A 14,432-nucleotide genomic window follows, 5' to 3' on the forward strand; every position below is an offset into this window, starting at 1 on the left:
TCGTTTTTACTCGCTTTGAGCAAGCATTTGAGGATTGTCAGGATTTTCCTCCATCGTTTCATGTCGTCTTGATTCCTCCTTTTTTGCTTCAGCGACCTTTTCCGCCAAGAGGGTCATGTATGTTTGCTTGTCTTCTGATGTGGAAAAAACAAACACCGGTTTCTGGTGATGAAAGGTCATCCAGCCGCCAGCTTGGACTAAACAGAGCTGCGCTTCCTTTCTGGCATCAAACGTCATCTGATGTTTCATCTTCTTCAAATCCCTCCAGACTTTCCTCAATCTCGGCTTGATACCCATAACGTGTCATGTCATATGACCAGTAGCTTTTTGGATATCCAAAGTCATTCATCTGCGCTACCATTGGATGTTCAATATTCATTTTGTTTGTCTCTCCTTTTCAAAGAAGTGCTCTTCCTTTAAAGAATTACTCATTTCGTGTAACTTTTGATCAAAAAAAAGCTCTTGAACACCCCTATTTAGCAAATCTGCAATATGCTTTGCTATTTCTAAGCTGGGCTTCGTTCTGCCCATTTCTATATTTGCATAGCCGCTCGTGTACTTATACCCTAACTTTTTCGCCATATAGGTTTGTGTTTTTCCTTGTAAAATGCGTTCTTCTCGTAAATTTTCAAGTTTCATCTTTCCACCTCTTACTCAATATGTGTAAGTTATATTCATTATGATAATATACACAAAACGAGTAAGTCAATCATTTTTTATTCTTTTTGTGTAATTATTTATCTTTTTTGTGTAATTCATGATAAAATTTACTCATAACATGAAAAAAGGTGTTTCCAATGGATAATTTGACTGGAAAGATTTTAACTGAATTAAGAGAGAAGCATGGATGGAGCAAGTCAACGGTTGCTAAAAAACTCGGATTAAAGGCGATGTCCACTTATGCAAATTGGGAATATGGCTTGAGAAAGCCCGACGGTGAAATGATTGTGAAAATCGCCGAGTTATACGGGGTCTCAACGGACTATCTTCTCACAGGTAAGGACAAAGGCGGAACTGATGCCGACCTTGCAGACGATCCTGATTTGCAAATTGCGTTTAAGGCTGCCTCCGATTTTTCCGAAGAAGCACGAAGACAAACCATCGATTTTATTCACTACATTAAAGAAAAAGAGAAGCAAAAAGGCCGTCAGCCAAAACAGCGAGACGACGATTGATCATCTCTTTTCATAAAGCTTTACATTGCTGGGATATGCCCAGCTTTTTTTATGTCTCTTTTTTCCCGAAAAAAGAGAAGACTCATGAATAATATGTGACAAATTTCACCATAAATACTCTTTTTTTCACATATTTTAATTGACATATAATGCTATTATTATTAATATATGTATATACCAAAAAAAGGAGTGTTACCGATGAAAAAATTAATGAAAGCTTGTACACTGTCTTTAGCTGCTTTAGGTGCTCTTACGTTCTCTCAAACTGAAGGGGCTCATGCAGCTGCTCAGCCAAAAGAACCAGTTATAGCAAAAGCTCCTATTATGAATAAAGTGATTACAGTGAACCGTACGCTTACTGTAGGTTCTTCAATCGCCGTCTCTCTTCCAGCAAGTCAAATTTCTGTGTCAGGCGCAACATATGCCATTCAATTAGATCAAACAGCTCCGAACTTCACTTGGATTCGTGCCGTACAACGTGGTTCTGTCACAGTTTCCTACTATAATTCACTAGGCGAGCTTGTGATTAACTATATTACTGTTCGATAAGCTATAAGGCTTTACATATAAAAAGGCGATGACTTCATGATCATCGCCTTTTTGTGTGTCTTCAAGTATTTTTGTAGACTTCATTTATCCAATGCTTGCCAACGACTATCCATTATGTTAACTTTTAATAAAAATAAGTTAACATAATGAGAGGAGCTTATGATGGGAAAACACATATCTTTGTCTTGGGAAGCGATAGCAGAGAAAGCGCTGAAAAATGAACGGATCACGCTGCAAGAAGGTCTAGATATTCTTGAAGCTGACGATAGAGAATTATTATCTATCATGCATGCAGCCTATCAAGTACGATTTCATTTTTTTCAAAATAAGGTGAAATTAAATATGATTTTTAACGCAAAAAGCGGTTATTGTCCTGAAAACTGTGGTTATTGTTCACAGTCGATCATTTCTAAAGCACCGGTTGAACGATATACAATGCTTGATCAAAAAACGATTGTGGCTGGCGCGCATGAGGCGCTCAAGAGAAAAGCGGGGACTTATTGTATTGTCGCGAGCGGCAGAGCACCTTCTCACAGAGAATTAGATGAGGTGACGGCAGCAGTAAAAGAGATCACTGAGACCATGCCTTTGAAGGTGTGTGCATGTCTTGGGTTATTAAATGAAGACAAAGCGAAGCGGCTGAAGGAAGCAGGGGTTCATCGGTACAATCACAATATCAATACACATCAAGATCATCATGCTCACATTACGACAACTCATACATATCATGACCGCTTGTCGACCCTTGAAGAGGTCAAACAGTCGGGCATGTCACCTTGCTCAGGGGTTATCATTGGAATGGGTGAAACCAACCAGCAAATTGTCGAAATGGCTTTTGCGCTCAGAGCCATTGATGCGGATTCTATTCCAGTCAACTTTCTTCATGCAATTGAGGGAACACCACTTGAGCATCAAGAACGAACACATCCGGTCAAAGCATTGAAAGTGTTGGCACTCATGAGGTTTGTCAATCCAACCAAGGAAATTCGAGTATCTGGAGGCAGAGAGTTCAATTTACGGACGCTTCAGCCGCTTGCTCTTTATGCGGCAAATTCCATTTTCGTAGGCGATTATTTGACAACAAAAGGTCAGCAAGTCCGAATGGATCATCATATCATTGAAGATTTAGGTTTTGACATAGAAGAATGTGCGTTATAAAAAAAGTCTGCCGGTGAAGCGGCAGACTTTTAACTATAAGATTAGAATCTTTTATGGAAGTCGACAGTGCCGCTTCCTTCCTCACGGTCAAAGCTGCCGACAAATGTCCAGTTAATATAGCCGCCGTCACCATTATTGACGAACGTCCCATCTTCAAATACCCAAATACCAAACGTAATACCATCATATTCAACACTATCATAGTAAACCACATTGTTCAGTCCGCTAAAGTCATGGTCTTGGCTTAAGTTTTGGACAACGACGTTATAGTTTTGACCTGCTTCATAGAAGGCGCTGTACGCCGCATTTTTAACGAATCCGTCACGATTTTGAGATGATTTTACTGCTTGTTCAATTTTATCGGCAATGGCTACTGGATCAATAGAGACACTTCCATCAACACCTGTTGTCGTTGCAGCTTCAGCCGTTTGACCAAAAGTCGTAAGAGATAGAGGGGCAGCAACCATTGACGTAGCGATCACAGAACTAACAAAAAATTTGCTTGTTTTTCTCATTATTCCTAACTCCTCCTTTAATTGGTATGTTTATGTACTACCCCTTCTCCTGTCTCTTAAACACTAATTTATGAAAAAACTTCTTTTTCTACCAAATAAGAGGGTGATTTTACTGTTTAAAATAGTTGAAACAACAAAAAACTACTCTTTAATAAGAGTAGTTTTCAGCATTACATGAATAGGATAAATAAAATCACACCTAGGATAATTCGGTATATTGCAAAAGGCACCAGCTTGATTTTATTGATCAGTTTTAGGAAGAATCGAACAACAAAGAGAGCCACAATAAACGCACTCACAAAGCCGACGATAAAGAATGGCAGCATGTCTGTTGTTAAATATTCGGCATTTTTCACCAGTGTTAACAAGCTTGCCCCCGCCATAATCGGCATCGCCATAATAAATGTAAAGTCAGCTGCCGCACGGTGATTCAAACCAAGAATAACCCCGCCTGCGATCGTCGAACCTGAGCGCGAGAAGCCTGGCCATAATGCCAAACATTGAAACAGTCCGATATAAAGTGCCTGTTTGTACGTCATGTTATCGACAGAGCTTGTTTCTGTTTTACGTTTATTAATCCAGTCAGCGACAAGCATCAGTACTGCGCCTAAAATCAAACCGACAGCAACTGTTCTCACGTCAAACAAGTATTTATCAATATAATCTTCAAATAAGAATCCTAAAATGATGGCTGGGACGAGTCCTACTGCAATTTGAGCAATGGTCAGCTTATGCCCGCTGCGCTTTTGTTCTTCAGTGATATTTTTCTTTAAGCCTAACAAGTTCAAAATCCGATCCTTGAACACAATCATGACAGCTAAAATAGAGCCTAACTGAATCACGACTTTAAATGTGTTTGCCGCCTCTGGCGTAATGATTTCCTTTGATTTTAACCATAGATCATCGACAATGATCATGTGACCTGTAGACGAGACAGGTGCATACTCTGTTAATCCTTCGACAATTCCTAAAACCAGTGCCACGAATAAATCCCATAGATTCATGATTTTCTTTCCTTTCAATTCTGATCTTTTGAACAGGCAACCATCTATGTCCACATAAAGACAAGCTTCCTATTTCGAAAGCTCGTCTTTATGATACTATATTTTTTTCAAAAAAAGATTATGACATCAAACCTTTTCTTCTTTATACAAATTGGATCGCATTTTAAACCAATCAAATAAGTGAGTCGTGATGACTTTCAGCACGGCGTACGTCGGAATAGCGACAATGATGCCGACCACGCTGAACAGTTTACCTGCTGTTAAAAGAACAAAAATGATGGTGATTGGATGGATGTGAAGATTTTTCCCCATGACCTGTGGAGAAATGAATTTCCCTTCAATCAGCTGGACAACCGTCCAAACAATGATCAATTTTAACAGCATAATTGGTGACGTGACAAGGGCAATCACAATCGCTGGTGTAATGGCAATCGTTGGACCAAGGTAAGGCACGATACTTGTACATGCCGCAATGATAGCTAACAAAAAGGCATAGTCTAACCCAATGATCATATAACCAATTAAAAGAAGAACACCTATACAAAAGCTGACAATGATCTGTCCGAGAATATAAGAGCTCAGGCGATGGTTCATTTCGTGAAGCACGATATGTGTATGTTCTCTAAACTTATTCGGAATAAATTTCAAGAAATAGTCAGGTAATTTTTTGCCGTCTTTTAATAAATAAAACAGAATGAACGGAACGGTCACGATTGAAATGATGACTTCAGTAAGCGCCCCTAGGAATGTCCCCACTCCGGTAAAGGTACTTTCCAAAATTTTCGTCGCTTGACTTGACGCTTTGCTCACCAATTCAGAAACGTTAAAATTCATCGCTTTTTGCGCTTGATTAATGAAGTTGCTTCCCGTTAGTTGTCTAATCTGATCTTCTACCGTATCAACATATTTCGGAAGGTTATGAAACAGACTCATCATTTGCGCTTGTAAAAACGGAATAATAGACACAATCGTCACTGTAATAATGCCAATAATGACAATATATAAAAGCAAAATCGAAAAGATCCGTTTGACTCTAAACTTCTCTAACAAATTGACAATTGGATTTAATAAATAATACACGACCCCCGTTAAAATAATCGGTAAGGCGATGGTTTTGACGAGTACAATGAGCGGTGTGAAAATAAAGGATGTTTTCATGAAAACAAGGATATTCAATCCAATTAATAGCAGGACGAGTAAAAAGAGAACAAACTTGTTATCAAGAAAAAATTTTCTAAATCGACTGCTCCACATTTGCATAGAATTCATATCGTTCCTCCAAACTCGGGCTATTTTATGAATAAATTGTACACTACCTGATCATGATATGTTGGTCATTGTTTCAGCTTTTTTTCCCATTTCGCAATGGACATCACCCATACAATCAGAATTGGCTGTCCTATCATTCTTATCCATAGCAAAGACTGCTCTGTGCTTTCTTGACCCGGAAATGGAATTCCCTCTCGTGCAGCAAATAAGTTTGCAGGGAAAATGAGGACAAGATAGACAGCAATGATTTTTGCTGCTCCGATCCTGACATTTGGCAAAAGCAGCAAGACAGCCAGCAGCCATTCTAGGCATGCCGTCGCATAGACCATTATATATGGATGTGGCCAGCCTGGCATCATATGGGCAAAGCCGCTCGGCTCTATCACATGAAAAATACCGGCTGCTATGAATAAAAGCGCAAAGACGTATGTACTTCCTATATGCAGGATTCGCTTCATGGTCGTTTCCTCCTCTCCCTTCTATCAGAGTATTACCCGAATGAAGGAAGAAACTACCCCTTTTCGTACATTTATATCCTTTATGTAAGACGCATCAGCCTATATAAAGGTTTCATCCGCTTTTCAATAAAAAGAATGTTCTTTCATACAAACGCTTTCAAAGGATGTATAATCAGAGAAAGTAGAAGGAGGGAACGACATGATTCGATTTGCTGTCATCGGAACGAACTGGATTACAGATCGATTCTTACAGGCCGGTGAAGGAGTAGCTGATTTTACATGTACAGCCGTCTATTCACGATCCGCTGAAAAAGGCCAGGCATTTGCCGAAAAATACGGTATTGATACAGTTTTTACGAACTTACATCAAATGGCGGAAAGTGATGCGTTTGATGCCGTGTATATTGCGAGTCCAAATGCCCTTCATAAAGAGCAGGCCATGTTGATGATGGAGCACCAAAAGCACGTATTATGCGAAAAACCATTTGCCTCTCACCGAAAAGAAGTAGAAGAAATGATTGCTGCAGCGAAGAAACATCAAGTGTGTTTGATGGAAGCGATGAAAACGACATTTCTGCCCAACTTCCTTCAAATCAAACAGCATCTTGATCAGCTTGGACCCATTCGGCAAGTGGTCGCTCATTACTGTAAATATTCCTCAAGATACGATGCCTACCGAAATGGCGAGATTCCAAATGCTTTTAAGCCTGAATTATCCAATGGTTCTTTAATGGATATCGGTGTGTATCTCGTCTACCCGGCGCTCTATTTATTTGGTCTGCCGAATCAAATCACCGCGAGAGGCTATAAGCTTTCTTCTGGTGTAGATGGGAGCGGCTCTGTCCTTATGCAATATGACGGACATCAAGCACTTCTTTTTCATTCTAAAATTTCAACGTCTCATTTATCTGCGGAAATTCAAGGAGAGGATGCGACGATGGTGATTGATCAATTCCACCGTCCTTCGCATATCACGATCCATGATCGGCAAGGACACCATACCGACATCTCTCTCGAAGATGATCAGCCAGCCATGTATTATGAAATCTGTCATTTTATTGAGTGTATTCAGCAAGGAATGAGGCAGTCTCCGGTCAATACATTTGCCTTATCTGTTCAAACCATGTCCGTCATGGACGAGGCGAGAAAACAAATGGGCGTGAGGTTTCCTGCCGATAGATAAAATGAATGGGCATGAAATGATAAACAAGGGGCGAACATGATGTGCAAGTTCGCCCTTTGTTTTTTTATTTTGGGTCCATTGTTTATGTTGCCGCTAACACATCCGCAAATGCTTTCACATAGGGAGGAAGATCCGGTGGACGTCTGCTCGAGACGAGGTGACCATCTGTGACGACTGCTTCATCAAACCAGTCTGCTCCAGCATTTGTCATATCATCTTTAATACCAGGTGTGCTCGTTACTTTTTTGCCTTGCAGGATGCCTGCTGAAATGAGCACCCAGCCAGCATGGCAAATTTGTCCGATTGGTTTCGCCTTTTCATCAAACGTACGGACAATGTCTAATACTTCTGGATAACGACGCAGTTTATCGGGCGCCCATCCGCCTGGGACGAGCACAGCATCATATTCATCCGCTTGAATGGAATAAAAATCTGCATCGGATACGGCAGGCACACCATACTTGCCGATGTACTCATGATCTGCTTTTTCTCCTACGAGATGGACGGTTGCGCCCTCCTCTCTTAAACGCAGAACCGGATACCATAGCTCTAAATCTTCAAAATCATCACTGACAAACGCAATGACCTTCTTATTTGATAAACGCATAACATCTCTCCTATTCTTTCAATTTCCTCTATTGTACGAGATGACCGCTTAAAAAGAAAAGCGGTTCCCCTTGAGGAGAACCACTTGATCTTATTCACTGATCTTGAATTTTTTAATTAAATCACGTAATTCTTCCGCCATTTGGGAAAGAGTCGTAGAGGAAGAACTAATCTCTTCCATAGAAGCAAGCTGCTCTTCAGCAGATGCAGCGATATCTTGGATGCTTGCTGAACTCTCTCGTGATACATCTGCAATTTCATTCACTGCTTTAGAAATTTGCTCAGATCCTTTTGAAAGCTCGCGTACTGTTGTATTCATTTCATTCATTCTTGTAGCGATTTCCGCTGTTTGCTGATTAATTTGTGAGAAGCTTTCTTTCGTTTGATCTGTAATGGAAAGACCATTCTTCACTTCTTCATTCACTGATTTGAACATATTTTGAGATGTTTCGATTTCAGATACAATTTCTTTCACAAGCTTTTCAATCTCTTTTGCTGAATCTGATGATTGAACTGCAAGTTTACGTACTTCCTCTGCGACAACAGAGAAACCTCTGCCTGACTCACCTGCACGTGCTGCTTCAATGGCAGCATTGAGTGCAAGTAAATTCGTTTGATCCGCAATGCCGTTAATCACGCCTAGGATGTTTGTGATGTCTTTTGATTTATGCTCTAGCCCGTTGATCACCCCTTCAGCTTCTTTCACTGAATGATCGATCGTCTTCATTTGGCCAACGGTTTGCTCCACAAGCTGTCCGCCTGATTCCGCGACTGTTCTTGATTGAATAGATGACGCTGTGATGACATCAGATGTTTCTGCGACTTCGTTCAGTCCCTCATTCATTTGTTTTAAATGAGCCGCACTTTGCTCCACCATTTCGCTTTGATTTTCGTTGCCGTTTGAGAATGTTTCAATAGATGATGTAATGTGTTCGGTTGCTTTTGATGTTTGACCTGCGCTTGCTGTCAGTTCTTCAGATGAAGAAGCCACGTTTTCTACAGATGTTTGTACTGCTTGGATGACATCTCTTAATGACTCACTCATTTCATTAAAGCTTGTGCCTAGCTGTCCAATTTCATCTTTTGACCGGACATCAATTTTTTCTGTTAAATCTCCCTCACTGATTTTCTTTGAAGAAGAGACAAGTATAGATAGTGGTTTTGTAATGGAACGGATGATCAAGAAGATCAGAATCCCGCCAATGATGAGCGCGCCAGCTAAAATGATAGCGGCCATGTTAAAGACTGGCTGTGCAGCTTCTTCTACTTCTGTCACAAACATCGTACCGACAATTTTCCAGCCAGTCGCTTTGTTTGTGGTGAATTCCATTTGTTTTTCTTTTCCTTCAAACATATAACTCATAGAACCTTCATCTTGTGAATAAAGCTTTTCTAGCCATTCACCAGATAGTTTTGTTCCCGCTTTTTTCGTAGGATGGGCAACAAAGGTACGATCCGGACTTCCGATAAAGGCATAGCCTTGTTTCCCGATATTTATGCTATTTGATTCTTTTACTAGATTTGCAATGTCTAAGTTCATTGCAATGACTCCTGATCCGTCCTCTAACTTTTTAGAGATGGTGACGACAAGCGTACCTGTGGAAGCTGTTGGATACGGTGCTGAAACAGACAGCTCTCCGTTTTTCTCCCAGCCGTCTTTATACCAATCCCGCTCCGTTGCGACATAGTCAGCAGGCATTTTTTTGTTAGGATATCTTGAAAACACTTTGCCATCACTTGAAGCGACAAAAATGCCTTCTGTGTCATCATTCATACTCATGAACTGCTCAAACCGTCCTTGAATATCTGTCGTGCCTTTTTGCTTAAGCTTTTTCTCCGTGATCCATTTGCTAAAGAAATCGGCTGCGTCTGTTTTCACTTTCACAACCTTCGTAATATTTTTATCTAGCTGCTCGACGTTCTCCTTTGCACTTTGCATGATTTGATCATTTAAGGAGGTGCTCGCCGTATGATATGAAGAGAATGCCAATACAATGATTGGGCATAAGAGAATAAATAAGAAAGAGAATACGAGCTTTTTTGAAATAGATGGCTTTCTGAAATACTGTATGAATTTCATAAAAAAGAAAACTCCTTTTAGTAAGATAGTATATATATCGGAAGCACTACTATGTTCTTTACTTTTTTAACTTATTAAAGTCTAAATAAGACCAAAATACCCAAATTATATGCATTGAATGGAAAAACACCTGACGCCAAACGTCAGGTGCTTTCCCTATACTCTTATATTTTAAATTGTTTAATGAGCTCTCTTAGCTCTTCTGCCATCTGAGATAACGTAGCAGAGGATGAGCTGATTTCTTCCATAGATGCCAGCTGTTCTTCTGCGGATGCTGCGATATCTTGGAAACCTGCGGAGCTTTCTCGTGAAAGCTCTTTGATTTGATTCACCGCATGTGAAATATCATTTGAGCCATGCGAGAGTTCTTTGGCCGTACCGTTCATTTGTTTCATTTGTTCTGTCATTTCTGATGTTTTATCGGTGATTTTCTCAAAGCTGATTTTCGTTTCATCTGTAATATTTAATCCAGATTGTACTTCACCTGCTACTTGTTTAAACATGTTCTGTGATTTTTCAATTTCCTCTACAATCTCGTTCGTCAGGCTTTCAATTTCCTTTGATGAGCTTCCTGATTGCTCTGCCAGCTTCCGAACTTCTTCTGCAACAACAGAGAAACCTCTACCTGCTTCTCCTGCCCGAGCGGCTTCTATTGCAGCATTTAAAGCTAGGAGATTGGTTTGGTCGGCAATGCCGTTAATGACACCCAGAATGTTCGTAATATCTTTTGATTTCTGCTCTAAGCCTTGAATCACAAGCTCTGCTTCTTTCACTGCCTGCTCGATGGTTTGCATTTGCCCTGCTGTTTTTTGAACAAGTTCTCCACCGGCCTGAGCCGTTTTGCTTGAATCAATCGACGATTCCATCATATGAGAGGTCGTATCGACCATATGGGACAAGCTGCGATCCATTTCGTTCAACTGAACTGAGCTTTTTTCGATCATATCATTTTGATGTTCATTGCTGTTTGAGAACTGTTCAATAGATGATGTGATATGCTCAGTCGCTTGAGCGGTCTGTCCCGCACTTGCTGTTAATTCTTCAGAAGAGGCGGCCACATTTTCAATGGAATTCTGGACAGCTTGAATGACTTGTTTCAGCTTAGCTGACATCTCGTTAAAGCTCTGCGCAAGCTTACCGATTTCATCGTGCGTACGAACTTCAATGTGCTGGGTCAGATCACCCTGACTGATTTTCTCAGCCGATTCAGAGAGTGCTATCAGTGGCTTTCGGATCGATTTAATAATAAAATAAATCGCGATTCCGCCTATAGCAATCGCAACTGCCAGTATGATCATTGTTAAATCGAGTACTGGCTGTGCAGCTTCTTGGATTTCACCAACATACATCGTTCCAGCAAGCTTCCAGCCTGTTGCTTCATTTGTGTCAAAAAACATTTGCTTCGTCTGTCCATTGTATTCATATTTGAAACTGCCTTGTTTTTTATCATACAATTTTGTGATGAAATCACCTGTCAATTTCGCCCCAGGCTTGTCTGTTTTATGGGCAATATAATGCTGATCTGGAGTCGCGACAAACGCATAGCCTTCTTTGCCTATTTTGATACTGTTTGTATCTTTCACGATCGTGTTCAAGCGCATATTGATTCCAGTCACACCAGATCCATCTGCTAACCGCTCTGATATTGTGATGAGCAGGTCATCTGATGACTTGTCGACAAAAGGATCTGATATGATGAGTTTCTCATCTCCCATCGATTGTTGAAACCACGGTTCGTTTTTTGCGCTCGCTTCACTACCTTTGTGAATCTTGGAATATTCGGTTAATCTACCATTTTGATCTGCAATGAATACCTCCACTACATCTTCATCTGTTTCCGATAATTGCTCTAATTTCACCTTGAGTAAATCCTTGTTTTTAGAAGCCAATTCACTCTTTTTCACCGATTTCGATAAATAAGAAACGATATCAATTTTAGGCTGTACATCTTTATTAATGAGTTCGTTTAATTGCTGAACACCATTTGCAGCACTAGACATAATCTCATCATTGAGAGACTTTGATGCCACTTCATAAGAAAATGCTGCCAATACGAGAATTGGCACTAGGAGAATCGCTAAGAATGCAGTAATTAATTTCTTCGACATTGTAAAGTGCTTAAAAAAGTTGATTTTTTTCATGACTCTACTCCTTTTGAATTATGATTTGTGGTATTCCCCTTCTATTCTTAGGTAATATGAATTATTTTTCAAGACTTAATGTTCGAAAATAAATAAAAATAAGTAAAATTACCTATTTCTTTTGATTTATTCAATTAGAAAAGAGCCCTCTAGCTGAAGGGCTCTTTTCATTATGTCTATTCGACTTTAAATTTGCTGATCAAATCACGCAATTCTTCTGCCATTGATGAAAGCGTAGCAGAGGAGGAGCTGATTTCTTCCATAGATGCGAGCTGTTCTTCCGCTGAAGCCGCAATGTCTTGAATGTTTGCGGAGCTTTCACGTGAGACGTCTGCAATCTCACGGACAGCCTCTGACACATGTGCAGAGCCATTTGAAAGCTGGACAACTGTTTGATTCATGGTTTGAAGCTGGTCAGAAATTTCTTTTGTCATTTCGAAAATATTGTGGAAGCTGACTCTTGTTTGTTCAGTGAAGCTTAGGCCTGATTGAACTTCTCGATTCACTGCAGTGAATACTTCCTGTGATACATCGATGTCTTGAACGATTTCTTTAATCAAATTCTCGATTTCTTTCGCCGAATTGGCTGATTGAACAGCCAGTTTTCTTACTTCTTCTGCTACAACGGAGAAGCCTCTGCCAGATTCCCCAGCTCTTGCTGCCTCAATTGCTGCATTTAGCGCAAGTAGATTCGTTTGGTCGGCGATACCATTGATGACACCTAGAATTTGTGTAATGTCTTTTGATTTACTTTCAAGAGCGCTGATGACATTCTCTGCTTTTTTCACGGACTGATCAATGACATTCATTTGAGAAGCGGTTTTTTCGACAAGCTGCCCGCCTTCCCCTGCGATACCTGTTGATTTGATCGATGAAGCAGTAATGGACTCAGCCGACTCATTCATGTGCTGAAGGCCACGGTTCATTTCATCTAACTCTTCTGAGCTGGATTCGACTTTGTCATTTTGACTTTCATTTCCATTGGAGAATTGTTCAATGGCTAGTGTAATATGCTCTGTTGCTTTACTTGTTTGCCCTGCGCTGGCGGTCAGTTCTTCTGATGAAGAAGCGACATTTTCGACTGAGGTTTGGACGGCACCAATGAGGGTTCTTAATGAGTCAATCATTGTATTAAAGCCTTTCCCAACTTGGCCGATTTCGTCATCTGATTGGATCTGAAGCTTATCGCGCAAATCACCTTCGCTGACTTTTTTCGAGAAGCGGGCAAGGTTGGATAATCTTTTAGATATAGAGCGGACGATAAAGAAGATGAGGGTACCTGCTACGATAAGTGTCACACTGAACACAATAATGGCTGTATTGAAAACGGGCTTTGCTGCATCTTCTACTTCTGATACGAGCATCGTTCCACCGATTTTCCAGCCGGTTAATTCGTTGGTCACATACGCAACCTTTTTATCTATTCCTTTGAGTGTGTAGCTGCCGTTTCCTTCTTTGTTTTGATAAATAATATTTGCTAGATTCTCATTGACCTGACTTCCTGGCTTTTGGGTCGGATCTGCTAAAACTGTTTTATCTTTCTCCATGATGAAGGCATAGCCTTTTTGCCCAATTTTGATTTCTTTTAACTTTTGAATCAGGGTGTCAATTTCCATATCAAGTCCAATAACACCTGACCCATCTTTCATTTTTTGAGTAATCGTGATGACCATTTTGCCTGTGGAGGCTGCTACGTATGGTTTTGTGATGACTTGTTTACCGTTCTCTGCATTGAGCGCTTCTTGATACCATGGACGCTCTCTTGGATCGTAGCCATCAGGCATCTTTTGAACTGGATATTGCATAAACAATCCCTTTTCGGAGCCTGCATAGATAGCAGAAACATCTTTTTCATTAATTTTTCCAAATTGCTGCAATTCTTTGATGGTCGCATTTCTATTTTTTTCTTGAAGATTAGACGCTTTGAGTGAGTCTGTAAACAGAGCCACAGCATCTGCTTTGTTTCCTATATTCTCATTGATTAAAGTATCAAATGCATTGACTTGACTCATCGCACTGCCCATAATCTGTTTGTCTAGCTCTGTCTTTGATGTAAAAAACGCACTAATTGTCAGTGCAGTGGTTGGCAGGATAAGGACTACCAAAAAGGCAATAATTAATTTTTTTGAAATGGATGGTTTTTTTAACCATTGAATCATTTTCCCCATTTTCTCTTTCCCCCTTTACTTCTCTAAAGTTATTATCGGATGAAAGGTTTATTTTTACAGGCTGAAAACGATGTTTAAAATATAAAAAAAATACCCAGACAATTCTGGGTATTTTTTCATCATTAT

15 protein-coding genes are annotated in these 14,432 nt (G+C 40.1%); 4 read left to right on the plus strand and 11 right to left on the minus strand.

Annotated elements, in window-relative coordinates; genetic code table 11:
• Nucleotides 1–6: 6 nt before the first annotated feature.
• From MHH54_RS14345 to MHH54_RS14355, 3 genes are read right to left on the minus strand one after another with little or no spacing between them, the layout of a single operon-like run.
• Nucleotides 7–249 (minus strand): hypothetical protein, encoded by a 243-nt coding sequence (locus tag MHH54_RS14345; protein WP_342500361.1) that lies wholly within the window; start codon nucleotides 247–249, stop codon nucleotides 7–9.
• Nucleotides 227–379: a hypothetical protein gene (locus MHH54_RS14350; RefSeq protein WP_165840216.1), complete on the minus strand. Its 153-nt coding sequence runs from the start codon at nucleotides 377–379 to the stop codon at nucleotides 227–229. The genes MHH54_RS14345 and MHH54_RS14350 overlap by 23 nt, the downstream gene beginning before the upstream one ends.
• Nucleotides 376–639 (minus strand): helix-turn-helix transcriptional regulator, encoded by a 264-nt coding sequence (locus tag MHH54_RS14355; RefSeq protein WP_012011056.1) that lies wholly within the window; start codon nucleotides 637–639, stop codon nucleotides 376–378. The genes MHH54_RS14350 and MHH54_RS14355 overlap by 4 nt, the downstream gene beginning before the upstream one ends.
• A gap of 158 nt (nucleotides 640–797) precedes the next feature.
• On the opposite strand from MHH54_RS14355, the gene MHH54_RS14360 reads away from it, so the two are divergent.
• The 3 genes from MHH54_RS14360 to bioB all read left to right on the plus strand — a co-directional run bounded on the left by MHH54_RS14360 (nucleotide 798) and on the right by bioB (nucleotide 2,882).
• On the plus strand, nucleotides 798–1,175 hold the full coding sequence (locus MHH54_RS14360; RefSeq protein ID WP_003213241.1) for a helix-turn-helix transcriptional regulator: 378 nt from the start codon (nucleotides 798–800) through the stop codon (nucleotides 1,173–1,175).
• 198 nt (nucleotides 1,176–1,373) lie between these two features.
• Nucleotides 1,374–1,724 carry a hypothetical protein gene (locus tag MHH54_RS14365; protein WP_106029242.1) on the plus strand — a complete coding sequence of 117 codons (351 nt, stop codon included), beginning with the start codon at nucleotides 1,374–1,376 and terminating at the stop codon, nucleotides 1,722–1,724.
• Nucleotides 1,725–1,886: 162 nt separating this feature from the next.
• On the plus strand, nucleotides 1,887–2,882 hold the full coding sequence (gene bioB / locus MHH54_RS14370) for a biotin synthase BioB (RefSeq protein ID WP_003213491.1): 996 nt from the start codon (nucleotides 1,887–1,889) through the stop codon (nucleotides 2,880–2,882).
• A 41-nt stretch (nucleotides 2,883–2,923) separates the two neighbouring features.
• Here the strand turns inward: bioB and MHH54_RS14375 are convergent, their stop codons facing one another.
• The 4 genes from MHH54_RS14375 to MHH54_RS14390 all read right to left on the minus strand — a co-directional run bounded on the left by MHH54_RS14375 (nucleotide 2,924) and on the right by MHH54_RS14390 (nucleotide 6,128).
• Nucleotides 2,924–3,397 (minus strand): hypothetical protein, encoded by a 474-nt coding sequence (locus MHH54_RS14375; protein WP_003212767.1) that lies wholly within the window; start codon nucleotides 3,395–3,397, stop codon nucleotides 2,924–2,926.
• A gap of 170 nt (nucleotides 3,398–3,567) precedes the next feature.
• Nucleotides 3,568–4,401 (minus strand): undecaprenyl-diphosphate phosphatase, encoded by an 834-nt coding sequence (locus MHH54_RS14380; protein ID WP_342500362.1) that lies wholly within the window; start codon nucleotides 4,399–4,401, stop codon nucleotides 3,568–3,570.
• A gap of 126 nt (nucleotides 4,402–4,527) precedes the next feature.
• A complete protein-coding gene (locus MHH54_RS14385) occupies nucleotides 4,528–5,670 on the minus strand; it encodes an AI-2E family transporter (protein WP_003213553.1) in 1,143 nt (380 codons plus the stop codon).
• A 65-nt stretch (nucleotides 5,671–5,735) separates the two neighbouring features.
• Nucleotides 5,736–6,128, minus strand: a complete 393-nt coding sequence (locus MHH54_RS14390) for a hypothetical protein (RefSeq protein WP_342500363.1) — start codon at nucleotides 6,126–6,128, stop codon at nucleotides 5,736–5,738.
• A 199-nt stretch (nucleotides 6,129–6,327) separates the two neighbouring features.
• On the opposite strand from MHH54_RS14390, the gene MHH54_RS14395 reads away from it, so the two are divergent.
• Nucleotides 6,328–7,311, plus strand: coding sequence for a Gfo/Idh/MocA family oxidoreductase (locus MHH54_RS14395; protein ID WP_003213546.1), 984 nt, complete (start codon nucleotides 6,328–6,330; stop codon nucleotides 7,309–7,311).
• Between the two features lie 82 nt (nucleotides 7,312–7,393).
• Here MHH54_RS14395 and MHH54_RS14400 read toward each other — a convergent pair whose 3' ends face one another.
• The 4 genes from MHH54_RS14400 to MHH54_RS14415 all read right to left on the minus strand — a co-directional run bounded on the left by MHH54_RS14400 (nucleotide 7,394) and on the right by MHH54_RS14415 (nucleotide 14,306).
• Entirely contained in the window at nucleotides 7,394–7,918 is a 525-nt protein-coding gene (locus MHH54_RS14400) for a type 1 glutamine amidotransferase domain-containing protein (RefSeq protein ID WP_003213715.1), read from the minus strand.
• A gap of 90 nt (nucleotides 7,919–8,008) precedes the next feature.
• Nucleotides 8,009–9,997: a methyl-accepting chemotaxis protein gene (locus tag MHH54_RS14405; RefSeq protein ID WP_342500364.1), complete on the minus strand. Its 1,989-nt coding sequence runs from the start codon at nucleotides 9,995–9,997 to the stop codon at nucleotides 8,009–8,011.
• Between the two features lie 164 nt (nucleotides 9,998–10,161).
• Nucleotides 10,162–12,138 (minus strand): methyl-accepting chemotaxis protein, encoded by a 1,977-nt coding sequence (locus MHH54_RS14410; RefSeq protein WP_106032251.1) that lies wholly within the window; start codon nucleotides 12,136–12,138, stop codon nucleotides 10,162–10,164.
• Between the two features lie 176 nt (nucleotides 12,139–12,314).
• Nucleotides 12,315–14,306 (minus strand): methyl-accepting chemotaxis protein, encoded by a 1,992-nt coding sequence (locus MHH54_RS14415; protein ID WP_268492724.1) that lies wholly within the window; start codon nucleotides 14,304–14,306, stop codon nucleotides 12,315–12,317.
• Nucleotides 14,307–14,432: the final 126 nt, after the last annotated feature.

The organism is Bacillus sp. FSL K6-4563 (assembly GCF_038630405.1).
GTDB lineage: Bacteria > Bacillota > Bacilli > Bacillales > Bacillaceae > Bacillus > Bacillus pumilus.